Source organism: Rickettsia endosymbiont of Lasioglossum villosulum (assembly GCF_964026455.1).
GTDB lineage: Bacteria > Pseudomonadota > Alphaproteobacteria > Rickettsiales > Rickettsiaceae > Rickettsia.
The window spans coordinates 697,787-722,241 of the sequence record NZ_OZ032152.1 but is presented as its reverse complement, the minus strand read 5'-3'; the positions used below and the strand labels follow the sequence as shown (position 1 = coordinate 722,241).

Genomic DNA, 24,455 nt, shown 5'->3' with positions numbered 1-24,455 from the left:
GTATTTTTTCTATAAATAAAATAAAAATATGAGCAGAATAGACAGGATAACTAAAAGCTTAAGTGTCTTAAAACCACATTTTTGCGAAATAATAGACGAAAGTCATAAACATGCTAGTCATTATGATGGAATTCACAGCCATATTAAAATAAAAATTTCGGCAGAAATTTTACAAGGCAAAAGCCTAATTGCCAATCATCGCACTATTAATAACCTACTTGCCGATGAATTCCAAAATGGCTTGCATGCTCTATCACTTGAGGTATTTTAAATGAAAACAAATGATTTATTAAAAGTAGCGACAGGTGCTAGCAGCGTCTTACATAAAGCAATAAATAATATAAAAGATAAAAGTTGCGACGTGATTGAGGATAAAATACTTAAAGGTAATTATGTTACTAGGGAAGAATTTGAAAAATTACAAACCCTAGTAATAAAATTGAAGAAAGAAATAACGGATATGAAAAGATAATTATACTCCTAATAAATGAAAAGTTGGGTAGACGAAGTTTTATTTGAAAAAGAACATGTGGTCTGTAAGCCGAAGAGCGGAACGTATACTTAATGATAGTACCGGACAGTTTTTATTATGTGTCATTCCCGCGGAAGTGCAGTAGTGTCCGGAAAAAAATAAACGTTGTTATTATTAGGTTTTTTCGTCATTGCGAGAAGAATTACAAAGTAATTCGACGAAGCAAGGAAGTAAAAAAATGCTAAAATTAGTTATTTTTTACTATTTTTCTGGATTGCCACGCGGTCTACGACCGCTCGCAATGACGGTTTTAATAATACTCCAATTTTCTCCGGACACTACTGCACGGAAGCGGGAATCCAGCATAAAGCAAGATACCTAAGCTTTTAATTTTAAAAACTTGCTGCTTTTATATTTATTTTTCTGGATTCCCGCCTCTAGCTAAGAATGACATATAAGGTCACCTATACCTGAATAAAATATAACATTTTTTTAAAACTGTCCGGTACTATTCATAGCTAATTTTTGAAGTTCATCGAGTAGACATCTTTTGATCAGTTCTAATATATACAACTACTGACATACCTGGGATTAAATTAGCAACAGGGGCATCAAAATCAATTAAAACAGGTACACGCTGCACTATTTTAGTAAAATTACCGGTAGCGTTGTCAGGTGGGATTAAGGTAAATTTAGAACCGGTAGCAGGGGAAATATTACGAATTTTTCCATAAAATGTTTTTTTAGGAATAGCATCAAATTGGATTTTTACTTTCATGCCTGGCTGAAATTTCTTAATTTGTGTTTCCTTAAAATTAGCCTGAATATACATTGAATTATCTTGTACTATAGAGAATAAAGCTCTACCGGGCGTTATATAATTTCCTACTTCTAAACTACTATTACCAAATACACCAGATACCGCAGCAATAAGCTTAGTGTTCTGCAAGCTCCGTAAGATAATTTTTTTATTTGCTTCTAATTCTTTTAGCTTTTCTTGTTCTGCTGCTTTTTCAAGCCCAAGTAGCTGTAAGTTTTGCTTAGAGATATCTATATCTAGCTGTGCTTGTTTATAATCAGTTTTTGCTTTTTGATAAGCATTTTTAGAATCGTCCAACGCTTTAATACTGGCAAATTTTGCCTTATTTAACTCTTGTACTCTAGTAAAATCAGTTGAAACAATATTAAAACTTGTTGCGGCAAGTTTTAGTTTTTCGCCTGACTGTTCTAATTGGTTCTGCCCTATAGATATTTTTTGATCAATAATCTCTATATTTTTTTCTGAAGCTCCAATAGACGCCTCAAGTGCTGCAAGCTTGGCTTTATAGTCTCTATCATCGATTTCGCCGATTAAATCGCCTTTACTAACTTTTGTATTATTAGTCACTAATAGATTAGTTAAAACCCCATTAATTTCAGCACTAACATCTGAAATATCAGCATCAATATAAGCATTATCTGTTGATTCTGTATTTACCCAAACATAAATTTTATAACCTAAATAAGTTATTACTATAAGGGCTATAATGAGGATATATTTAGCAAATGGGTGATTTCTATATTTTTGAATATTTTGTTTTAATACATCAAGCATAATTAATTGTTATTAAATTTATGTTTTAAGAAATAACAAAACGGGATAGAAAGAATATATATAACTGCAATAAATGGCAGTGCATACCATGGATATATTATAAGATTTATGATAACAACAGCAAATAAAATCATTGCAAGCGATAAATATTCAGGCTTGATACTTAGATTTTTTGTTGAAATTGTAGGAAGTCTGCTAGCAAGGAGAAAAGCTATTATAGCTAAATATATATTAATTGTTATAGTATGAATACGAACATTTATATTTAATAATGTACCGATTTCAAAATCTATCATTACAGGAACTAAGGCAAGTAAAGCACCGCAAGGGGCAGGTACACCTGTAAAGAAATGCTCAGGTTTTTTATCTTGTTTTGGCTGATAAATACCAACATTAAACCTAGCAAGACGTAGAGCCATACATACTATGAATAGTAACATTACTGCTGAAGAAAATACTTTATACTCATATTGCTGGAAAGACCATAAATATATTAAATAAGCAGGTGCTATACCGAAATTAGCAAAATCACATAAAGAATCAAGTTCAGCACCAAAGGGGCTAGTAGCATTTAGCATCCTTGCAATTCTTCCATCAATGCCATCAATAATTGCTGCTACTATAATGCAATATACGGCAATTTCCCATTTACTATCTAATGCAAATTTCACTGAACTCATACCAGTTACTAAGCCAAGCAGAGTTACAAAGTTTGGTATTAATTTTATTATAGGTACAGGTTTAGATATTATAGTTTTACGAATTTTTAACAATGCAGATACTCAAGAAAATATGGTTTATGATATTATAACGTCATTGCGAGCGAGCGGAGCGAGTGCGGCAATCTCATAAAGTAGAATTCCTGAGATTGCCTTCGCCCTAGGCTTTGCCACTCCTCGCAATGACGGTTGCTTCTACTTTCTTTCAAACTGTAATTCAGCTGTCTTTTTGCGTCCAAAATCTGCAATAATAGTTTCGCCACCAATAGCAGTTTGTCCTTTACTTACTAATAAAGCAGTTTTTAGTGGTAGATATACATCAACTCTACTACCGAAACGAATTATACCATATCGCTCGCCTGCTTTAACTTCATTACTTTCCTCTAAATCACAAACTATACGTCTTGCTATTAATCCTGCAATTTGAACAAAAGCAATTTTTTGCCCTTGCTCTGTTTCCATTAATACAGATTGATGTTCGTTATAAACACTTGCTTTATCAAGAGAAGCATTAAAAAACTTTCCAGGGTTATAATGCAATGCTAAAATTTTACCATTTGCTGGAATTCTATTCACATGCACGTTAAAGATATTTAGGAAAATACTAACTCTAATCATTTCGACATCACCAAGCCCTAGCTCTGCCGGTGGTAAGGCTTCTTTGATTTCTTGAATTACCCCATCCGCAGGGCTTATTACCAAATCATTACCTATCGGTACGAAACGATCGGGATTCCGGAAAAAATAAATACACCAAGCAGTAGCAATAAATCCCATACAACCAAGCTTCTCGTTGAAAGAAGCAAGTAAGAAGCTTACTAATGCAAAACTAGCAATAAATATGTAACCTTCACGGTGAATAATTTTAAATAAGTCGTTATATTGTTTCATTTTAATCTCTATAGTTATTATTTTTTCTGAATTGCCACGCTCATTTCATTTGCGTAGCTCAGATGACTTGGTATCCACGCAAGCAATGCTGCCACGGGATGACATTGAGTACCCACAAGCTGATAATTTATGCTTGTTCTGCTTTATTATCTTCATCATCATTATCCTCTCTTTCTGTCTCATCTTCATCGTTACTTGTGGTTTGAGCTTCTTGAGCAGTACCAAGAGCATAAACACACAAATCTTCAAACGATACATTATTTTTTTTCGAAAGATCATATAGCTGTTTTACTGCATCCATAACAGCATCAGGAATAGTACCGCCTCTCTCATCTGATAACCATTTTGATTGGAACTGCAATGGGTGATGTCCATCTTGCGGTGTACCTATATAAATGGTAAATTTAGACTTTTGTCCTCCAAAATCGCAATCAATGTCAAACTTTTTCATAATACACTTACAGATACAATTAACATGCTTAATTATTATATCTTAATGCTAAAAATGCAAATTTAAAATAATGTTTTGCTTAAGATTTTTTTAATTCTCTAGTAATGTAACGATTTGAATATATAAATTTATCACTAGAATCTACAACTATACCACCTGCTTCTTTAATAAAAAGATCAAAAGAATAATATAGCGTAAAATTTAATAATGGTAAATATATTAAGTCAGCCTTACCTGATGCTAAAAGCATCGCTGCATAACAAGAAGAACCAAAAGTTCTACTGTTATTAATCTCTTGAAAATTATTGTTTTTTAAATCTTCAATAATTGTTAGACAATTTTCCAAATTATCATTATCAGAAACCCTTAACCTTAAACCTTTATGATTAGAGCCTAAATCATTTTTTTCTACCCAAGCCCCTCTACCCCTTTCAGCGTAATATACCTCATTAAGAACCGGAAAATATATAACAGTAGAAACAGGCGTTAGAACATCTTGATTTTGCTTCAAACAAGTTATTGATACAGCAAAAAAAGGAAGACTTCTAGCAAAATTATTTGGACTATCTATAGGATTGACTAAAAAAACAGTTTCATAATTATTGTTGGGATCAAATTGATCTTCAGGAAAAAATAAATATTTCGTATGTTTTTGTAATTCTTCACATAATAAAGTTTTTAATCTTAAATAAGATCGCTTACAAAACTCTTCATTTCTAATAGGATTTTTTTGAAGCATTTCAAGCTCTAAAAAATCTCTATGTACAAACTTAACTGCTTTACGCAGTGAATTAATTAACAAATTAGTTATAGGTTGCATTTAGTAATTATAATATTAGTATTTTTATTTATTTTTCTAGATACCGTGGTCAAGCCACGGTATGACAATGTTACTTAGACCTTTCAACATAGGTTAGATCCTCAGTCTTAACAACAATTTTTTCGCCTATCTCTAAATATTGAGGTACTTTTACCTTAACACCATTTGCAAGGATTGCTGGCTTGTACGAAGCGGTTGCGGTTGCTCCTTTTATTACTGGATCAGTTTCAATAATTTCTAATATAACTGTTGCAGGGAGTTCAATACTTAGAGGTTTTTCATTATAAAATTCGACTTTAACAATCATATTTTCAGTTAAAAAAGGTAATTTTTCATCTAAAATTTCTTTGTTTACACTTATTTGCTCAAAAGTCTGATTATCCATCAATACTATATTATTATCTTCAAAATATAAAAATTGACAGTCTTTTTGTTCAAGTTCAGCTTTTTCTAAATGATCTGAAGAACTAAATCTTTCGTTACGCTTTGTACCAGTTTTTAGATTTTTCATCTCAACTTGCACATAAGCACCGCCTTTTCCAGGCTGAGTATGCTCAGGTTGTTTGCTTACCACCCATAAATCGTTATTATAAACTAATATATTGCCTGTTCTAATTGAATTCGCTGAAATTTTCATATATTATTACACTTAAACTTACTTTAAAAAAATATAAATATACAAATTATTTCCTTTAAAAACAAGAATTTAATCTTATGAGTGCAAACATATTAATAGTAGACGATATAGAAACGAATATTAAATTACTAGAAGCAAAGCTTTTAAATGAGTATTATACTGTTTTTAAAGCGAGCAGCGGCAAAGAAGCATTAAACATTTTAAAAAAAGAAAAAGTAGATATAGTACTTCTTGATGTTATGATGCCTGAGATGGATGGATTTGAAGTATGTAAAAAAATTAAATCTGATCCTGAAACTACCCACATACCGGTAGTAATGGTAACTGCTCTTTCTGATGTTGATGATCGTGTTAAAGGGCTAGAGGCTGGTGCAGATGAGTTTTTGACAAAGCCAATTAATGATAATGCTCTTTTTATAAGAATTAAATCATTATCAAGAATGAAAAGCTTAATTGATGAGTTAAAAATTCGTAATAGTACTAATGCATTACTTGGTGGTATTAATGTTGAAATACATGATGATTTTGCAGATAAGAAAATATTGCTAATTAACGATGATGTAGTACAAGCTAAAAACATAAAACAAATGTTGCTTAAAATTACATCTAACGTAAAAGTAATAAGTAATTCTGAAGAGACAGATACTATAAATGAATATAAACCTGATCTTATAGTAATTAGTAGTACTCTTGAAAATGAAGATCCTTTAAGAGTAGGAGCTATTTTAAGAGGCAAACCGGAAATAAGTGGAGTAATATTAATTTTACAAATTTATGAAGATGAAAACGGAAACGAAAATCAAATGCAATTAGTTATGAAAGGATTTGAGCTTGGCATTAATGATTATTTTGTTTATCCTATTGATGAAAGTGAGCTAGCTGCAAGAATTAAAACCCAGCTAAGACGCAAACAATATCAAGATAATTTACGTAACGATTTAGAACAAAGCGTAAATTTAGCAGCTAAAGACGGATTAACAGGTTTATTTAATCGCCGTTATTTTGATGTACACATTAAGCAAATGGTCGAAAAGGCTAATAAAGAAGGCATGAAATTATATTTGCTTATGTGTGATATCGATAATTTTAAGCATGTAAATGATACTTATGGACATCAAGCAGGAGATAAAGTTTTAATAACCACTTCTCGTATTTTAAAAAATACCTTTAGAGTAACTGATTTAATAGCAAGATTTGGTGGCGAAGAATTTACTATACTTTTAAATGATATAAATATTGACCAAGCAATATATACAGCAGAGCAAGTTAGAGTTAAAATAGAAAGCATGAACTTTCAAATAGACGAGCAAGAAGAACCTTTAAAAAAGACTGTGTCTATAGGAGTTACAGAGTATAAAAAAGGTGAGTCAATTGAAGAATTTATTGAACGCTCGGACAAAGCTATGTATGAAGCTAAAACAACTGGTAAAAATAAAGTTGTAAAACTATAATTATGAATAAAACTTCTAAAAAACATCTAGCATTACCTTATAGACCAGGCGTTGGTATGATGATATTAAACGCCGATAATAAAATATTTGTTGGTAAGCGAATAGATACTAAAATCTCTGCATGGCAAATGCCGCAAGGTGGAATAGTACCTGGCGAAACCCCAAGTATTGCAGCTATGCGTGAAATGTTAGAAGAAATAGGAAGCAGCAAAGGATATATAATTGCCGAAAGTAAATGCTGGTATAGTTACGATGTACCAAGTTTTTTAATTCCTAAATTATGGGACGGTAATTTTCGCGGACAGAAACAACGCTGGTTTTTAATTAGATTCACCGGCACTAATGAAGATATTAATATAAACACTCTTAATCCAGAATTTGACGAATGGCGTTGGGCATCACTTGATGAATTACTATCAATTATTATTCCATTCAAACGTAAGCTTTATCAAGCAGTAGTTAAAGAATTTGAATCATTAATACAATAGACATTGCAAACAATTAAAAGCGTTGTTGCACAGCACGATTTTCCTCCCATCATCCCGTGGTTTATACGACATTGTTACGTGGATACCAAATCGTCATTGCGAGCGAATGAAATGAGCGTGGCAATGACGGAAAAATTGATCCACGCAACAACGCCAGTTTTTCCTTACAATGATCTTTCGAAATTATGGCTGGGTTAAAGTTACAGTAATAGTATCTTGATAATTACCAACATTAGCAAGAGGTTGAGCAGGCAGGCTTGCATATATAGTATAATTTCTAGTAACCGGTCCAAGGGCAAGCAAATAGCTATCTTGAATTGTTACTGTACTACTTGTTCCATTACCAAGTATTTGACTATGAGCAGCATATTTATATAAATTATAGGTTAGCTTATTACTGCCGTTAAGCATATTTCTCGGATTATAAATATTTGCTGAACCGGTACTAAATTTTAAGGTATAGCTCACAATTAATGAAATTAAAGCACTACAAGTGACTGAAGCCGTAACTGAAGTAGTTTTGCTAGACGACGTACTAACATTACCAAATCCCACAGTTGGTACAGATACGCTACACGTTGCCATGGTTTGACCTGATAAAGCTAAACTAATTAAACACACTTCAACCAAATATCTTATTCGCATACTATCTCACCTAAATCAATTATCGGATCATTTAAATCTTTATTAACGGGTAAACTAAAATGGCAACATTTACTATTTTCTACATTTTCATTACAGATAGAACCATTTAATACTTCAAGATTTTTTATATCATTTATATAAACTTTTCCATTGTAACCAACAAATAATTGCTCATCTACTCCTTCAATAGTGACAGTGCTATCAAGAGGCATGAAATGTTTATTGCTATCAAATACTGTCATTTCCACACTTCTAACAATTTTAATACCAAAGTCTAATTTTACTGCCGATTTCGTTTTTGGTGCAATATTTAATGCAATATCGGAAAACTCTGCATTAAGAGGTAGTTTTTCATCATCTAATCTTATTTCAGATGGAATATAAGGGGTTACGTTTGGAATAAGTATTTTACCTTTATCATCTGTATAACCAACTAGTTGATTATTATTGTACACTCCAACATCTTTCATATCGCTTACCTTAACTAAGGCAATACCTCCGGTAATTGGTCTTGTCATATAATAATTCTTATCAATAGAGACCACGCTACCTTGAATATTGAACTGTTTAGTTGTTGATGCATCATTTTTATACAAATAGAGTCCATATCATTATGTTCACCATTACGATTAACTTGTACATTATAATTTGTAGATTTAGCTTTAATTTAAGTTAGCACTATACCCCCAGCCCATATTTGAGCTAATCGGTGATGAAAAGCCAAGCTGTTTGATATGGTAATTATTTTGATATGAATATTTAAATTAAAGGAAAGATAAGCAAAATTACCTGTATGCCTATTCTTTAAATCTGTACCTATAGTAAAGTTTAAGACGCCTCTTTTGGTAATATTTTTTTGGTAAGTTACTGATATAATATTTGATCTTTTATTTTTGAGTGTACCTTTTATAGCATAAGTTAAAAAATTTACGCTTATATTACCAATATCGCCATCACCGTAACTTGCTGAGATTTGATATCTTAAATTTGAATAAGTTTTATTAGGATAGTTATACACGTCTCTATAATTTTTATTATTCCAATCTAAATTACTATTAAAATCAAAATATTCTGATTCATAAGTATATCTGCAGTTAACTCTTTGAGAATGTCCAAAGTTTTTGATATTACTTGCTAATGAAATTCCAGCAACTCCATAATTACCAATTTTAAAATTACTGGTTGTACCAACAGTTCCATTATTTTTCAAAAATTCAAAATGTCCACCACTTGTTAAATAATCATTTATACCAAGCATATAATCAGTATTAAGAATTAAATATTTATAATCATTACTCTTAATAGTAAAATTTTGCCTTTGAAAACCTGTTTCATACGAAAAATCAGAAAGTCCAGGACGTAGTAAGCTCGGTGCTGCATAATAAGGAATGGTAATTGTTTCGATTTTACCAGTTATATCCTGCGTTTTAACTATTAAATCCCCCCTACCCGTAATAACCGGAATATTGCTTATATCAAAATCGCCCATTCTAGCTTTTGCATTATATATAGGAATATTATTCGAAAATAATTCAACACTACTAGGAAGCTCTGATTTTCCCCTGAAATCAAGTAAAGGATAAATGATTAAATTTGGTCGCACAGAAAAATTAGTAGCATATTGAATTCCAGCAAATCTAGTTGAATTAGACCAAATAGCCGGTTTTGTAAAACTATCACCCACTCGCCAATTGGTCATTTTATTTTCATTTTCATATGTCCAATTAGTTTCTAAACGAGTGAACTTATTATAGTTTTTTTGAGCACTCCTTACTTTGGAAAAATTTGAATTAACGGCTTTGCTTTGAAATAAAAAGCTATAACTATATACGCCGTTTTCAGTGGCATAATCCAATTCCTCTACCCCTGCTAGATAATTACTATGATCATCTTGAGTAAGGGTAAGATTATAATTGAAATATGCTCCATTAATTAGCTTATTGTCAACTTCCTTAATAGGTATATCAGTAGCATTAAATGATTGACCTTGCATTTTTTCGGTAGGAAAAATAATATCTAAATCTAAATTTTCATGATTTAAACTATATTTAGTGCCTGTTAATAAATCTAAATTAACATATTGTATATCATGATAAGTCACTAAGCCTTGTTTTAGATATTCTTCCTGCACGTTAAAATGCTCAATATCTTCAAGGGGGATTAGATAATTCCCTTGTTTATTTTGCATAATTGTCGGGAATATATCCGTCTCTACATAATTTACTTTTAATGAAACAATTAATTCACTATCATCTGTAATTTCTGCATAGCTTAATGAATTAAATAATACCTATAAATAATGATATTATTTTATATAAAAAGCACATGGCTTTGATTTATTAAATTAAAAAATTTTTAGCTGGAAATTGTTATGGGTACGTTAAATTCGACAATAAAATCTACTGTTGAAGTGATAGTATTATCTATTTTTATTTTATGTGCTAATTCTTTTACAGAAATTCTATAAGCATTTTCTGCTGTGGAAACATTTTTTTTATCCTTTACAGCAATCGTGATTATCTGGATTTTACCACCCTGTACAGGGAACATTAAAGGTGTTGCTATCAAATCTTTTTTTTCTTTATATTCTTCTTTGCCGTTTTCATATTCTCTTTTTAATACTGTTAACTGAAAACTTCTTTCCATTAGATCATTATTTTGTAATTTTATGGTTGCTATTTTATCATTTTTATTAATATTTATTTTTACCGGCATAATAGTAAAATTAGCAGCAGAGGATAGATTTGAAAATAATACCAGTGAAAATATCACTAAATTAAAATATTTTTTTAACATATAACCTTATAATTATTAAGTTTAGATATTTATGGGATTGTTATGCTTGCTGCAATTTGATCGCTATAATTATCTACCGGTACAGTAGTCTGACCTGATGGTATACGACCATAAACAGTATAGGTTTGAGCAAGACCAGTACCTGCTCCTGGTGGTGAATCACTATTATTTGCGTTATTTCCCCAAATAACAGTTCTAGCAGAATCAGAATAGAGAAAATACTGAAGTAAATTACTAGCACTTGCAGCACCTTTCATCTTACGAGTACTAGTAGAGCTACTGTTTTGACCCGAATCTAATTTTACATGATAACCTGTGCCAGCAGTACAAGTTACGGTAATAACGGATGTTTTATCGCTATTATTTTGAGAGGTATAGGGATCAAAACTTAAATTAGTTGCTGCAATTGAGCAATAAGGCTGAACTGTTGCAGTAACTGAAAAATTTACAGAAGTAGCAAAAATTTTATTGCTGTTTAATATTAAAATACTAACAACAATAATATTACGTAGGACCTTAAGGTTATTCTTCATAAATATCCTGTATTAAATTAAAAATAATTAATTTCTATTATTAATCTTTTACAAATCTTAACGATTTTACAAGGATAGTTTAAAAAACAATTACATTTTAAATGATTTTTATGATATTTTTCTCACAGAGTTTTTAAAGGAATAAACTTGTTTTATTTTATATCTATTTTTATTATTAATTAAAAAAATAATATTATTGTTGTACTATTAGTAGAAAATGTATATAGTGCGTTTTATATTAGTCAAAATTAAACTCCAAAAAAAGAGAAAACGTTATGAAAAGTATAGCTCACCATTGGATGCAACAAGGTAGAGAAGAAGAAAAAGCTATTATGGCAAAGAAAATACAAAAAGAAAAAGTGATTATGGCAAAGAAGATGCTAAAAGAAGGTATATCATTAGATTCTGTTATAAAAATTACCAAATTATCTAAAGAAGATTTAGAAAAATAAATATTATGAAAAGTATAGCTTACCACTGGATGCAACAAGGAAAAGCAGAAGCAAGAGAAGAAGAAAAAGCTACTATGGTAAAAAAAATGCTAGAAAAGAATAAACCTTTGGGTGGAATAATATATTTTACAGGTTTAACCAAAGAAGAAGTTGAGAAGTTAATGTAAGATATAAGAAAAAGATTTAAAAGCCAAAATGATACAAGTAATTATGACTAGATAAAAATATAATTGACTATTACATCTGACCATTATAATATAAAGATAATTTTACTTTTTGTGCGATATAAAATGTCTACTAAAATAGCAATTAGTTACTTTAAATCTCATTGTCTTGAAATAATAGATAAATTACAAACCGATAAAGAATCTATTATAATTACTAAAAGAGATAAAGCTGTAGCTCAAATATTACCTATGGATAATAAAAAAATCTCATTATTTGGTATGCTAAAAAATAAAGCTGAGATAAAGGGTAATATATTAGAACCAATAGAAGAAAAATGGAACGTGGAACATGAATAATACTTTAGTATTAGATACACATGTTCTACTGTGGTCATTATTACAACCTAAAGAATTATCAGATGATATAAAACATAAGATTAATCTAGCTCAAGAAAATTCACAATTATTTTTAAGTTCTATTTCTTTATGGGAAATAGCCATGCTTAGTTTTAAAAAGCGTATTAATATCTATGAACCTATAAAAGATTTTCTGAACTCTATAACAGATATTAATGGATTAGCTATTAAAGATATTTCTTCAGAGATTGCAGCAGAAAGCATTTCCCTTATGGATGATTTTCATGGCGATCCAGCCGATAGAATTATTGTAGCAACAGCAAAATGTCTTGGGGCTACATTACTTACTAGAGATCAAAAAATTCTTACTTGGGCTAAGTTAGGGCATATTAAATCAATATCTATTTAAACATTGTAATTAATAACAATTGATTATTTCCCTAATATCCAATAAAATCCTGTTTTAAAATCAAATATAAAATAATAATGCACAATACTGATGTTTTAATAATAGGTGCAGGACCTAGTGGGTTATTTGCCATTTTTCAAGCAGGAATGTTAGGAATGAAGTGCCATTTAATCGATGCACAAGAGGTTATAGGTGGTCAGTGTATTACACTTTATCCTGAAAAGCCTATTTACGATATACCAGCCTACCCTAAAATTGCCGCAGCAGAGCTAATAAAACAACTGGAATTACAAGCAGCTCCGTTTAATCCGGTTTATCACTTAAACCAACAAGCGGTAGAATTAAAAAAAGAAGGTGAATTTTTTGAAGTAAAAACCTCAAAAGATATTGTTATTAAAAGCAAAGTAATCATTATTGCAGCTGGATCTGGCTCATTTGGTCCTAATAAGCCTCCTCTTGCAAATATTGAAGAATTTGAGAATGAATCAGTTTTTTACTTTATTAATAACCGCAGTAAGTTTACAGGTAAAAATATAGTTATAGCAGGTGGCGGTGATTCTGCTGTTGATTGGGCTATTTCTCTTTCTGAAATTGCTAATAAAATATATCTAGTTCACAGACGTGATAAATTTAGAGCAGCAAATGAGAGTTTAAGACAATTAAAAGATATAGCAGAAAGTGGAAAAATTGAGTTAGTTACCGGCTATCAACTAGATTCATTAGATGGAAATAATAGCAAACTTCAAACTGTTATAGTTAGAGACTTACAAAATAACACACGAAAGCTAGATGCTAATATATTATTACCGTTTTTTGGTTTAAAGCAGGAGTTAGGTAATTTAGTAAATTGGGGACTTGATATAAAACTTCATCATATTGAAGTTGATCCTGTACATTACCAAACTAATATTTCAGGTATATATGCTATTGGTGACGTTGCTCATTATAGCGGTAAGCTTAAACTAATTCTTACCGGTTTTGCTGAAGCAGCAAGCAGCCTTCATCACGCTTATGGTAAAGTATTTGATGGCAAAGCTTTACATTTTGAGTACTCAACCACCAAATTCGGAGAAGCAAATAAGAGTGAATAACGTAATTGACGGTAAAGCTTTAGCAAGTGAAATATTAAATGAGTTAAAGCATGAAATTCAAAAACTTAAAGACAAAACAGGAGAATCACCAAAACTAGCAATAGTCTTAGTTGGTGACAATCCTGCAAGTATTATTTATGTCAAAAATAAAATAAAACATGCCAATAAAATAGGTATTGATACGCTGTTATTAAATCTTCCTATTACTATAAAAACAGAAGATTTAATAGCAAAAATCAGTGAATTAAATCTTGATCAAAATGTTTCAGGAATCATAGTTCAGCTTCCTTTACCCGACTCTATAGATAAAAATAAAATCTTATCTGCTATCTCGCCTTCTAAAGATGTTGATGGTTTTCATCCTTTAAATGTTGGTTATTTACATAGCGGGATTGATAACGGATTTGTACCCTGCACTGCTCTTGGCTGCCTTGAAGTAATTAAGAAACATGAACCAAATTTAAGCGGTAAAAATGCCGTAATTGTTGGCCGCTCAAATATCGTTGGCAAACCTTTGAGTGCATTACTCTTAAAAGAGGATTACAGTGTAACTATTTGCCACTCTAAATCACAGAATTTAAGTTCTATTACCTCCAAAGCCGATATTGTTGTTGCAGCTATCGGCTCACCTCTAAAATTAACTTCTGAATATTTTAAGCCAAATGCGATAGTAATTGACGTAGGAATTAATAGAATCGGCGGTAATAAAATTATTGGCGACGTCGATTTTGAAAATGTTAAATCTAAAGTCAAATATATTACCCCTGTCCCGGGCGGCATCGGACCTATGACTATTGCTTTTTTGCTCAAAAACACAGTGCAAGCATTTAAGATATGTATCTAAGTACATTTTTTATTCTATGTTGTTCCCGTGGCGGCATTGTTGCGTGGATCGAAAAACGCCCTCGGTGTCATCTAGTTGCTTGTACCTGCGGCATCCAGAAAATAATAAAAAATACTAATTTTATTAGTATTTTTTAGCTGGATCCCGTGGACAAGCCTATAGTACCGGACAATTATTAAAAAAATGTTATATTTTATTCAGATGTAGGTGACTTTGTATGTCATTCCCACGAAAGTGCAGTAGTGTCCGGAGAAAATTGGAGTATTATTAAAACCGTCATTGCGAGCGGTCGTAGACCGCGTGGCAATGACGAAAAAACCCAATAATAACAACGTTTATTTTTTTCCGGACACTACTGTGCCTACGCAGGAATGACATAGAATAATAACTGTCCGATACTATAGAATAAATCACGGGATGACAGGAGGGAATGATCCACGCAGCAATGCATACAAGACTTAAGAATCGTCATTGCGAGAAGAAACTTTAAGTTTCGGCGAAGCAATCTCAGGGGGCTTAACGAGATTGCTTTCGCCCTCTTCTACAAATCTCCTCGTAATGACGACTAAGCTTTATCTCATTCTAATATCCCTCAATGGTAACACCTAAAACTTTTGAATCATTATCTATCTTAAAGTGTTCTATTTCTTTTAGAAATTTTTCTTCCAAGGTTGCAATATTATATTTGGTAATTTCATTAGCTGGAAGAAATTTTAAATATTTATTTACTGTTTCTATAAGTTCAGTTATTTCATTTATATCTTTTACAAGAGCTTGCAGGTTATTATTTGCATTTCTTGCATCATCAGTTATTTCCTCCGTATTGGCTGTTTTTTTAGTGACAATATTATTAAGTTTATTAATGTTAGTTGATATACCCCCTAACATTGTTTTTATTGAAGAGCTCTCCTTATTACTTATTTCACAATTTAGCTTATTTATTAATTCTTCAAATGTTGCAATTTTTGCTGATAATACTTGTTTACCAATAACCTCTTGTGCTTTTAATTGCTCTTTTAATTGATTATGTTCTATCTTCTGCTGCTCTATCACTCTTTTGACTTTTATCTCCACACCAAAAATATCTTTTTTGGTAAAATTATTTAAGAGTGGTTTTATAAGATTTTCTATTTCTCTTTTATCTTCGCTGCAACTAATAGAATTAGCAGCATCCCATATATTATCCGCAGCTTCTTTTATTTGCTCCTGATCTATAGCTATTTTCTTAATTTTATCATTTAATTTATCTTTAAGTTTTTGAAAACTTATTTCACATAATAAATTACATATATCTTTAAATTTTTTATTTTCAGCTAAACTTAATGCCGTATCACCCCTATTATTAACTTGATTGATAGCTTCATATGTCATTTTAAAAGCAAGCCTTTCACAAACTGTATATAACCCCTTATTAGCAACCGACATTAAAATTGTGTAGCCATTATCACTAGCTTTGTTAAATTCTTTGGGGTCTATTTCGTTAATATATCTAAGTGCTTTTTCTTCATTTTGTTCTTTTATTGCGTTTATAAAATTTTCATATGGTCCGTACCATAATTCTATCATTGTTTGAACAAGTGTTTTAACCATAACTATTTCTTTATTAAAAATTGGTAATAATTAAGGTTATAAAAATAAGTTTGAAAATGCAACAGAAATTTAATTAATGATTTACATTAATTACTTAAGAAAGCAGTTTTATATATTGTTTTCATGTTTTTGATAATTAAACTTTAGATTGGCGATATTATAATTTATTTTATCTTATTGCGTAACCTTTTTGTGTTTTATTTGCAATAATATTAATATAAGATTTTCTACTTAGAATTTAAGCTTAAATAAAGTATTAAAAATTTATAGATTTTTTTATGAAATTTGTTATAAGGATTTAAAACAAACTAGCTTATACATATGCTAAGGATAGAAAAAGCTGAAGATGCAGAAGTATTTATGGGTGCAATTGTAGCACTTAAGCCTAAAAGCTTTTATTATGGCAAAAACAGAGACAATATATTTAATAATGAATTTGTATTTGGACTATTGGGTGATAGATTTTTTCCTCATATAATGGGTGGTAAATATCTATGTTTATACTTATTTCAAATGGGCAAAACTACAAATGAAAATATTTATTTAAATTCAGATAAGCTAGAATTAAATGAAGCAGGTTACCTAGATATGAGATTTGCTAATTTAAAAGAAATAAAAACCTTGAGGCATTTAGTAGATTTTAATTATATAATATTAAATAGCTTTAATAAAACTTATACTATTTACATGTTAAATAACATTTTAACCTATGACCCTGATATTAACTTATTAGATATAAACTATAATAAAGATACTCTCGATATAACCTTAGACTGGCATAATTATAAAGAAAAAGAAAATACTAAAATATTAGGTTTTGTGGACATTTCTAATTGATTCTCATTGCAACTATAAATTAACTTCTATATTATTCCATAATATATTGATTGTTTTAAGCTCTTAAATTATTTATATGCGGATTAATTATTTGATAAGAGTATTGCTATGTATAAACAAATTTTAAAAAACATCGAAAATAAGATAGAAAGTAATAATATGACTCTTAAAACTTTAGAGGGGTTAAAAAAATATTTGGATTTGAAAACGCTAAGCGTGAGGGACTTAGCAACGTTCTTTTAGAGCTTTATAGTATTCACACAGGATTATTACATAAAGCTGATAATAAGTATGAACAAGATTCAGAAGCCCAACTAAAATTATCTGTTATAAACATTTTGATAGGGGATATTAATAATTTCCTTGATAATCACCCTGAATAATAAACTGTTACAATGTTTTAAGTACTTAGGTTCTTATATCTTTAAAGTGTGATAGGATGGAAATTATAAAGTTATATTAGGAATATAACGCTTAAATATCAGATTTATCCGGAATACATTCATGATTTTTAAAGTAGTTCGAAAATTGCAGAAAAAAGGAATTTAGTAAACCTAGTATTCTTTAACTTTTCTTTAAATACCAAAAAGCTTGATTTTAAGCTATGTTTGACGTTTGATGTGTTATAAAAAAATACCAAGAACTGGAGAATGGTGGGTTTGAGAAGACTTGAACTTCCGACCTCACGCTTATCAGGCGTGTGCTCTAACCAGCTGAGCTACAAACCCATAGTTAATTAATATTTTTGGTGTTTTGCTGTTTATCTTTTTACCTATTACTTATTAGGTTTTTCTCACAATTGTCACCAAATAGGGCTGAATTAACTATAGAATGCGAAGTTAGGATAAGAAATTATTTTAACTTCGGTAAAACGGTTAAATAATATGGTGAGCTCGCCGGGATTCGAACCCGGGACCCTTTGATTAAAAGTCAAATGCTCTACCAACTGAGCTACGAGCTCTTAAATATATTTATATACTCGCTTTATTTGAAAAATTGGCGACAATGTTCTATAAGTACTGCGGTACGAAACTATATTAAGTATACGCTTCGTTCCTCGTCTTATGAACTCCTTGCTCTTTTCCAAATAAAACTTCGTCTATATTACTTTTTAAATTTATACGTTAAAGTTTTATACTTAGTATAATAAATAATATTTAAAATTATGTTTTACTTTATCGCTGAAAAAGGCTAATCTGTCAACAATTATTTTCGGATTTAATTTAAATAAGGTAAATTCATGAAGCATCAAGACGTTGCTATAATCATCCCTTCCCGTCTTAGCTCAACTAGACTTACACGTAAACCTCTACAGCTAATCGGCACATCTACTCTAATCGAACGTGTATTTAAACAAGTAAATCAAACTAATCTTGAACATATTTATGTTGCGACTGATTCACAGGAGATAGCAAGCGTAATTGAAAAGCTCGGAGGGAAAGTTATATTTACCGATAGTAATATTCCAACTGGTACTGATCGTACTTATGAAGCTTTTAAGTTAATTCCAAATAATCAAAATATTAATTATATAGTTAATGTGCAAGGTGATATGCCTTTCATTGAACCGGAATCAATTTTAAAAGTAATAGAAGATTTAAAAAATAGCAAATATGATATTGTAACTCCTGTAGTAAAAGTAGAGAAAGATTCAGTAGAAGCTGCAAGTAATGTTACTGTAGCTATTGACTCTCAGGGAAAAGCCATATATTTTTCACGTAGTCTTATTCCAAATGGTGCGGAAGAATTTTTATATCACGTGGGGATGTACGGATTTCGTAAAAGTGCTTTGGAAAAATTTGTGGCTCTTGAACCAACATTTTTAGAGAAAACAGAACGCTTAGAGCAATTACGACTTCTTGAAAATGGCATGACAATCGGCACATGTTTAGTTAATAATGTCCCTATTTCGGTTGATACACCTGAAGATTTAAGTAAAGCAGTAAAATTTTATGAAAAGAATCAATTAGTTTAAAGAATGGTGCGTTTTATCTTTATTACAGGCGGAGTAGTTTCATCTTTAGGTAAAGGTCTAACTGCCGCCTCTCTTGCAATGCTTTTGCAAGCAAAAGGTTTTAAAGTTTGTTTACGGAAACTAGATCCTTATTTAAATGTCGACCCTGGAACAATGAATCCTCATCAACATGGTGAAGTATATGTTACCGATGACGGGGCTGAAACTGATCTTGATCTTGGGCATTATGAGCGTTTTACAGGGGTGCCTGCTTGTAAGTTTGATAATATCACAACAGGTGCTGTATACTCAAAACTACTTAAGGAGGAAAGATTAGGAAATTATACCGGTCTTACTGTACAGGTTATTCCACATGTTACAAATATAATAAAAGATTTTATACTTTCTAATACCAAAGGTTTTGATTTTGTACTTTGCGAAATAGGCGGTACAGTAGGTGATATTGAAGGGTTGCCTTTTTTTGAAGCTATAAGACAAATCGGAAATGAATTAAAAAGCAAACAATGTTTATTTATTCATCTAACTTTATTACCATATGTTAAAACTGCTCGTGAGCTAAAAACTAAACCTACTCAACATTCTGTAAAAGAACTCCGCACTATCGGTATTTCGCCGAATATTTTAGTGTGCCGAGCAGAACGCAAAATTGCTAAAAGCGAAATAGAAAAAATAGCTCTATTTTGTAATGTAGACTCTGAGTATGTTATTCCGGCAATAGATCAGAAAAATATATATTTAGTACCTCTTGCTTACCATGATTATGGGCTTGACAATAAAGTATTAAAATTTTTTAATCTTACTATTGCACCTTCTAAATTAAATAGATGGCATGAGATAATTGAAAGATTAAAAGAATCTCATTCAAAAGTACGAATCGCTATTATAGCTAAATATCATAAATTAAAAGATGCTTATAAATCAGTAATCGAAGCTCTTGACCATGCTGGCATATATCATAAATATAAAGTTAATTTAGTATGGATAAATGCAGAAAATGTAACCAATGAAAATATTTCTAAAAAATTATTAGGTGTTGACGGAATATTAGTTCCAGGTGGATTTAGTGAGCGAGCAACAGAAGGAAAGATCTTAGCAGTAAATTATGCTCGAACTAATAATATACCTTTTTTTGGCATATGTCTTGGGATGCAGCTTGCTGCTATTGAAATAGCTTGTAATTTAGTAGGTCTTAAAGATGCTGTAACGGAAGAGTTTAAAACAGCTGGTACAAAAATTATTGAAAGAATAAGCAAAAATGATGAGGATTTTAATCCATCAGATATCACAATAGAAAATGTAAAAAAGACTATGCGTCTTGGTTCTTATACATGTAATTTAGTATCGGATAGTATTACTGCTAATGCATATGGAGAACTTAAAATAAGTGAACGACATCGTCATAGATACAAATTCAACAATGATTTTCAAGATATTTTTGAAAAAAATGGCGTAAAGTTTAGCGGATTTTCAGAAGATAAAAAGATTGTGGAAGCAATTGAATTACCAAAATTATTATGGTTTGTGGGAGTACAATTTCATCCGGAGTTTAAATCAAAACCTTTTGAAGCTCATCCTTTATTTATTGGATTTGTTGAAGCAGCGATTAAATATAACAATATACTATGACCTTATTTAAAAATCTTGACATAATTTTTATTATAGTCTAGGTTGCATTAGAGTTCTTTAACACTCTATAAAATAAGCTCATAGGTAAATTAATGAACGCCGTGAATTCTAACTTCACCTTTTGGAATAGAGCAAGAAATAGTAAATTTAGGCATATAGTTTGGCCGATTAGATCATATGAATTAACCAAATTCATACCTATGGCTTTATTAATGTTTTTTATTTTACTTAATCAGAACTTAGTTCGCAGTATTAAGGATAGTTTTGTTGTTACTTTAATTAGTACGGAGGTACTTAGTTTTATCAAGCTTTGGGGTGAAATGCCAATGGGTGTTTTATTCGTTATTCTCTATTTTAAACTCTGTAATATAATGACCACGGAACAGGTTTTTAGAATAATTACCGGTACTTTTTTGCTTTTTTTTGCTATTTTCGGTTTTGTTCTATTTCCATATAGAGAATTTTTTCATCCTGATCCTGAATTAGTCAAACATTACATAACATTACTTCCACATTTAAAATGGTTTATAATAATTTGGGGACAATGGAGCTTAGTATTATTTTATATAATGGGCGAGTTATGGCCTGTAATAGTTTTTACTCTCTTATATTGGCAGCTAGCAAATAAAATTACTAAGGTCGAAGAAGCACCTAGGTTTTACTCATTTTTTACTTTATTTGGACAAACCAATCTACTAATTTCCGGAACAATAATTATCTATTTTGCTAAAAGCGAACATTTCCTATTGCCATTATTTTCTCATTTAAGCGACACCAATGAAATTCTTTTAAAATCATTTGTTAGCGTTATTTTAGTCTCAGGATTAATTTGTTTAGCTCTGCATAAATTTATCGATAAAAAAATTGTAGAAGCCGATAAAAACATCAAATTTAAAAATCAAAGAACAGATATATTAAAATTAAGCTTAATTGAAAGTACAAAAATAATATTAACTTCTAAATATCTTGGTTTTATTTGTATTCTTTTAATCTCTTATTCGATGAGCATTAGCTTAATTGAAGGATTATGGATGTCCAAAGTAAAACAACTATATCCTGATACAAAAGATTTTATTTCATATCACGGTAAGGTATTTTTTTGGACAGGGGTACTTACTTTAGTTAGTGCATTTTTAGGAAGCAGTTTAATTAGATTATGCGGTTGGTTCTGGGGAGCAATTATTACACCTATTATGATGTTTGGAGCGGGCGTGATGTTTTTCTCCTTTACAGTGTTCGAAAATCACTTAAAAAATATTATAGATACGCTGGGTTATAGCTCACCGCTTATTGTAATAGTTTTTATTGGCGGTTTGTGGCATGTGCTTGCTAAATCAGTAAAATACTCACTTTTTGACGCTACTAAAGAAATGGTGTATATTCCGCTAGATAGCGAAATGAAAACCAAAGGTAAAGCTGCCGTTGATGTTATGGGAACTAAGATCGGTAAATCGATAGGTGCTATTATTCAATTCGTATCCTTTAGCATCTTCCCAAATGCTGTGCATAATGATATAGCAGGCTTATTAATGTTCAGTTTTATTATAGTATGTTTAATATGGCTATATGGCGTAAAAGTCTTAGCAGAATATTATAACAAGCTAGTAAAACGTTAAAAACATTTTCATTCTGTTGCATGGATTAAAAAGCACCATCAGTGTCATCCCGTGGCGGCATTACCTGCGTGGATCATTCTCCCCCCTGTCATCCCGTGAATAAATCACGGGATCCAGTTAAAAATACTAATAAAATTAGTATTCTTTTTATTTTCTGGATCTAGTTCCCAAGCAACTAGATGAATACCTTAGGGCGTTTTTCGATCCACGCAACAATACTTTCCCGCGGAAGCGGGAATCCAGGAAAAAAAGTCTAAATACAGCAATTTTTTAGAATATAAAAGCTCGATTTATGCTGGATTCCCGCCGTTGCTACAGTAGTGTCCGGAGAAAATTGGAGTATTATTAAAACCGTCATTGCGAGCGGTCGTAGACCGCGTGGCAATCCAGAAAAATAGTAAAAAATAACTAATTTTAGCATTTTTTTACTTCCTTGCTTCGTCGAATTACTTTGTAATTCTTCTCGCAATGACGAAAAAACCTAATAATAACAACGTTTATTTTTTTCCGGACACTACTGCACCTCCGCAGGAATGACATAGAATAAAAACTGTCCAATACTATTATAATACATACATGCAAAAAACATATTATAAATAATACGATGTCAAATTTTCATAAAGAAGGTTCTATAGTTTTTTGGAAATGGTACGGAAAAAAGCTCAAGGGTACAGTTCAAAAAGTTTATTATGATCCTATAATTAAAAAGATTAAGGATAAAGAAATTAAACGTAACGCTAGTGAGCAAAATCCAGCTTATTATATTAAAGGAGATAATGACAAACACGTCTTAAAATTACATTCTGAACTAATTAATATATAAATTTCATAATTATGAACAAAAAAATATCAAATCTTAATATGATTGATAATAAATAAATTAAAAATCATCGTAAACTGCCTAAACTTGCTTTAGCTGTCATTCTTAGCTTTTATTCATGCTATTATTAAACTTAATTCTTATTGACTTATATTATGGATGTTGGTACAGCATGTTTCAAAAAGGTCTAGACAAGATGAATTTAAAGGTGAGCCTGCACAGCGTAGATAAACTACGTGAGCACAGGCAAATCCTACAAAATTCGCTTGTATCGACCTTTATGGAATGTGCTGTACTTATAAAATAATTTTCTCAATAACTACAAAAGCTACACAAATGGGGTAATCATCAGAGAGGGAAAGATGGATATTAAAAGGAGGAAGTTTTTGAGTATAAACTGAATCTATCTTTACTATTGGCTTGCCTAATTCATCATTAAGCACCGTGACATCTTTAAAATTAATACCACGCCCTATACCAACACTGAAAGCTTTACTAATTGCTTCTTTAGCAGCAAAACGCTTTGCCAAAAAAGTAGCATGACTTTCTTTCTTTAGCAAAGCAAATTTTTTTAATTCTTCGGTATTTAAAATTCTTTTAGGAAAAATTTCTGGATATAATTTTATTATCTTTTCAATTCTAGGAATCTGTACTATATCCGTACCAACACCTATAATCATTTATTTATCTTCAAAGTCTTCACCGGTTTCTTCAGTAAAAATTTGATCGTCTAAATCAGAATAATCTTCTCCAATATAAACTTCTGGTAAATATTCAAATTTTTCTTCTAAATCTTCTGATTCGTCTTGTTTAACAATAGGCTCTATTCTACTTCTTGTACGTAGGCTATTAATAAAATCTTGTTCTAACTGAGCTACTGATACTTTTCCAGAAGCAATTCTGCGTAATGCGATAACCGGAGGTTTATCACGCTTTTCTTTCTTGCTTTGATTAGTTTCTACTTTATAGTTTAATAACTTAGCATATCTAGTTGCATAAATAACTAGCTGAAACCTATCAGGTATAACTTTACTACAATCTTCTGTTGTAATTCTTGCCATTATTCTCTCCGTTAAAATAATAAATTTTTTATGTTATTAAGTTCTTGTGTCATTTAGTTGCTTGTACCTGCGGCATCCAGTAATAAAAATACAATTTTTCAAGCCATGCAACA

The 24,455-nt window shown here is 30.8% G+C and carries 29 protein-coding genes and 2 tRNA genes; 15 read left to right on the top strand and 16 right to left on the bottom strand.

Annotation, left to right across the window (positions count from 1 at the left end; all coding sequences use genetic code 11):
* Positions 1–28 precede the first annotated feature (28 nt).
* A complete protein-coding gene (locus tag AAGD49_RS03595; RefSeq protein ID WP_341789170.1) occupies positions 29–271 on the top strand; it encodes a BolA family transcriptional regulator in 243 nt (80 codons plus the stop codon).
* A complete protein-coding gene (locus AAGD49_RS03590) occupies positions 272–472 on the top strand; it encodes a hypothetical protein (protein ID WP_341789169.1) in 201 nt (66 codons plus the stop codon).
* A 532-nt stretch (positions 473–1,004) separates the two neighbouring features.
* Here the strand turns inward: AAGD49_RS03590 and AAGD49_RS03585 are convergent.
* The 6 genes from AAGD49_RS03585 to efp form a co-directional block, all read right to left on the bottom strand.
* The gene (locus AAGD49_RS03585) at positions 1,005–2,066 is read right to left on the bottom strand and encodes an HlyD family secretion protein (protein ID WP_341789168.1); all 1,062 of its coding nucleotides are present in this window, start codon (positions 2,064–2,066) and stop codon (positions 1,005–1,007) included.
* Between the two features lie 2 nt (positions 2,067–2,068).
* Positions 2,069–2,839 carry a CDP-diacylglycerol--serine O-phosphatidyltransferase gene (gene pssA, locus AAGD49_RS03580; RefSeq protein WP_011477629.1) on the bottom strand — a complete coding sequence of 257 codons (771 nt, stop codon included), beginning with the start codon at positions 2,837–2,839 and terminating at the stop codon, positions 2,069–2,071.
* A gap of 141 nt (positions 2,840–2,980) precedes the next feature.
* Positions 2,981–3,676, bottom strand: a complete 696-nt coding sequence (locus AAGD49_RS03575; protein ID WP_341789167.1) for a phosphatidylserine decarboxylase — start codon at positions 3,674–3,676, stop codon at positions 2,981–2,983.
* A 127-nt stretch (positions 3,677–3,803) separates the two neighbouring features.
* On the bottom strand, positions 3,804–4,127 hold the full coding sequence (locus AAGD49_RS03570) for a DUF2610 domain-containing protein (protein WP_016948351.1): 324 nt from the start codon (positions 4,125–4,127) through the stop codon (positions 3,804–3,806).
* 79 nt (positions 4,128–4,206) lie between these two features.
* On the bottom strand, positions 4,207–4,947 hold the full coding sequence (locus AAGD49_RS03565) for an inositol monophosphatase (protein ID WP_341789166.1): 741 nt from the start codon (positions 4,945–4,947) through the stop codon (positions 4,207–4,209).
* A 70-nt stretch (positions 4,948–5,017) separates the two neighbouring features.
* The gene (gene efp, locus AAGD49_RS03560) at positions 5,018–5,584 is read right to left on the bottom strand and encodes an elongation factor P (protein ID WP_341789165.1); all 567 of its coding nucleotides are present in this window, start codon (positions 5,582–5,584) and stop codon (positions 5,018–5,020) included.
* A 77-nt stretch (positions 5,585–5,661) separates the two neighbouring features.
* Between efp and AAGD49_RS03555 the strand changes: the two genes are divergently transcribed.
* Positions 5,662–7,035 (top strand): PleD family two-component system response regulator, encoded by a 1,374-nt coding sequence (locus tag AAGD49_RS03555; protein ID WP_341789164.1) that lies wholly within the window; start codon positions 5,662–5,664, stop codon positions 7,033–7,035.
* Positions 7,036–7,037: 2 nt separating this feature from the next.
* Entirely contained in the window at positions 7,038–7,523 is a 486-nt protein-coding gene (locus AAGD49_RS03550; RefSeq protein ID WP_011477635.1) for an RNA pyrophosphohydrolase, read from the top strand.
* A gap of 183 nt (positions 7,524–7,706) precedes the next feature.
* Here AAGD49_RS03550 and AAGD49_RS03545 read toward each other — a convergent pair whose 3' ends face one another.
* From AAGD49_RS03545 to AAGD49_RS03525, 5 genes are all read right to left on the bottom strand, one after another.
* Positions 7,707–8,168 (bottom strand): spore coat protein U domain-containing protein, encoded by a 462-nt coding sequence (locus AAGD49_RS03545; protein ID WP_341789163.1) that lies wholly within the window; start codon positions 8,166–8,168, stop codon positions 7,707–7,709.
* On the bottom strand, positions 8,159–8,764 hold the full coding sequence (locus AAGD49_RS03540) for a fimbria/pilus outer membrane usher protein (protein WP_341789162.1): 606 nt from the start codon (positions 8,762–8,764) through the stop codon (positions 8,159–8,161). The genes AAGD49_RS03545 and AAGD49_RS03540 overlap by 10 nt, the downstream gene beginning before the upstream one ends.
* A 71-nt stretch (positions 8,765–8,835) precedes the next feature.
* Positions 8,836–10,356, bottom strand: coding sequence for a fimbria/pilus outer membrane usher protein (locus tag AAGD49_RS03535; RefSeq protein ID WP_341789161.1), 1,521 nt, complete (start codon positions 10,354–10,356; stop codon positions 8,836–8,838).
* A gap of 167 nt (positions 10,357–10,523) precedes the next feature.
* A complete protein-coding gene (locus tag AAGD49_RS03530; RefSeq protein ID WP_341789160.1) occupies positions 10,524–10,964 on the bottom strand; it encodes a molecular chaperone in 441 nt (146 codons plus the stop codon).
* A gap of 29 nt (positions 10,965–10,993) precedes the next feature.
* On the bottom strand, positions 10,994–11,497 hold the full coding sequence (locus tag AAGD49_RS03525; protein WP_341789159.1) for a spore coat U domain-containing protein: 504 nt from the start codon (positions 11,495–11,497) through the stop codon (positions 10,994–10,996).
* A gap of 275 nt (positions 11,498–11,772) precedes the next feature.
* Between AAGD49_RS03525 and AAGD49_RS03520 the strand changes: the two genes are divergently transcribed.
* The 6 genes from AAGD49_RS03520 (at position 11,773) to folD (ending at position 14,817) form a co-directional block, all read left to right on the top strand.
* A complete protein-coding gene (locus AAGD49_RS03520; RefSeq protein ID WP_341789158.1) occupies positions 11,773–11,949 on the top strand; it encodes a transposase in 177 nt (58 codons plus the stop codon).
* A 5-nt stretch (positions 11,950–11,954) separates the two neighbouring features.
* Entirely contained in the window at positions 11,955–12,116 is a 162-nt protein-coding gene (locus tag AAGD49_RS03515) for a hypothetical protein (RefSeq protein ID WP_341789157.1), read from the top strand.
* Between the two features lie 123 nt (positions 12,117–12,239).
* Complete coding sequence (locus AAGD49_RS03510) at positions 12,240–12,473, top strand: type II toxin-antitoxin system Phd/YefM family antitoxin (RefSeq protein ID WP_341789156.1); 234 nt, start codon at positions 12,240–12,242, stop codon at positions 12,471–12,473.
* Complete coding sequence (locus AAGD49_RS03505; protein ID WP_341789155.1) at positions 12,466–12,882, top strand: type II toxin-antitoxin system VapC family toxin; 417 nt, start codon at positions 12,466–12,468, stop codon at positions 12,880–12,882. The genes AAGD49_RS03510 and AAGD49_RS03505 overlap by 8 nt, the downstream gene beginning before the upstream one ends.
* 77 nt (positions 12,883–12,959) lie before the next feature.
* Positions 12,960–13,973: an NAD(P)/FAD-dependent oxidoreductase gene (locus tag AAGD49_RS03500; protein ID WP_341789154.1), complete on the top strand. Its 1,014-nt coding sequence runs from the start codon at positions 12,960–12,962 to the stop codon at positions 13,971–13,973.
* Entirely contained in the window at positions 13,966–14,817 is an 852-nt protein-coding gene (gene folD, locus AAGD49_RS03495; RefSeq protein ID WP_341789153.1) for a bifunctional methylenetetrahydrofolate dehydrogenase/methenyltetrahydrofolate cyclohydrolase FolD, read from the top strand. The genes AAGD49_RS03500 and folD overlap by 8 nt, the downstream gene beginning before the upstream one ends.
* 582 nt (positions 14,818–15,399) lie before the next feature.
* Here the strand turns inward: folD and AAGD49_RS03490 are convergent.
* Complete coding sequence (locus tag AAGD49_RS03490; RefSeq protein WP_341789152.1) at positions 15,400–16,407, bottom strand: hypothetical protein; 1,008 nt, start codon at positions 16,405–16,407, stop codon at positions 15,400–15,402.
* Between the two features lie 321 nt (positions 16,408–16,728).
* On the opposite strand from AAGD49_RS03490, the gene AAGD49_RS03485 reads away from it, so the two are divergent.
* Positions 16,729–17,244, top strand: a complete 516-nt coding sequence (locus tag AAGD49_RS03485; protein ID WP_341789151.1) for a hypothetical protein — start codon at positions 16,729–16,731, stop codon at positions 17,242–17,244.
* Positions 17,245–17,895: 651 nt separating this feature from the next.
* On the opposite strand, the gene AAGD49_RS03480 is transcribed toward AAGD49_RS03485, so the two are convergent.
* Positions 17,896–17,972: transfer RNA gene (locus AAGD49_RS03480), tRNA-Ile, on the bottom strand.
* A gap of 157 nt (positions 17,973–18,129) precedes the next feature.
* Positions 18,130–18,205 (bottom strand) — tRNA-Lys (locus AAGD49_RS03475).
* A gap of 279 nt (positions 18,206–18,484) precedes the next feature.
* On the opposite strand from AAGD49_RS03475, the gene AAGD49_RS03470 reads away from it, so the two are divergent.
* The 4 genes from AAGD49_RS03470 (at position 18,485) to AAGD49_RS03455 (ending at position 23,284) form a co-directional block, all read left to right on the top strand.
* Positions 18,485–19,219, top strand: coding sequence for a 3-deoxy-manno-octulosonate cytidylyltransferase (locus AAGD49_RS03470; RefSeq protein ID WP_341789150.1), 735 nt, complete (start codon positions 18,485–18,487; stop codon positions 19,217–19,219).
* A gap of 3 nt (positions 19,220–19,222) precedes the next feature.
* Complete coding sequence (locus tag AAGD49_RS03465; protein ID WP_341789149.1) at positions 19,223–20,845, top strand: CTP synthase; 1,623 nt, start codon at positions 19,223–19,225, stop codon at positions 20,843–20,845.
* Between the two features lie 92 nt (positions 20,846–20,937).
* Entirely contained in the window at positions 20,938–22,461 is a 1,524-nt protein-coding gene (gene tlc2, locus AAGD49_RS03460) for a nucleotide exchange transporter Tlc2 (protein ID WP_341789148.1), read from the top strand.
* Positions 22,462–23,065: 604 nt separating this feature from the next.
* Positions 23,066–23,284 (top strand): DUF2945 domain-containing protein, encoded by a 219-nt coding sequence (locus AAGD49_RS03455; protein WP_341789147.1) that lies wholly within the window; start codon positions 23,066–23,068, stop codon positions 23,282–23,284.
* A 293-nt stretch (positions 23,285–23,577) separates the two neighbouring features.
* Here AAGD49_RS03455 and acpS read toward each other — a convergent pair whose 3' ends face one another.
* Positions 23,578–23,961: a holo-ACP synthase gene (gene acpS, locus AAGD49_RS03450; protein WP_341789146.1), complete on the bottom strand. Its 384-nt coding sequence runs from the start codon at positions 23,959–23,961 to the stop codon at positions 23,578–23,580.
* Positions 23,962–24,342, bottom strand: a complete 381-nt coding sequence (gene rpoZ / locus AAGD49_RS03445; RefSeq protein ID WP_341789145.1) for a DNA-directed RNA polymerase subunit omega — start codon at positions 24,340–24,342, stop codon at positions 23,962–23,964.
* Positions 24,343–24,455: the final 113 nt, after the last annotated feature.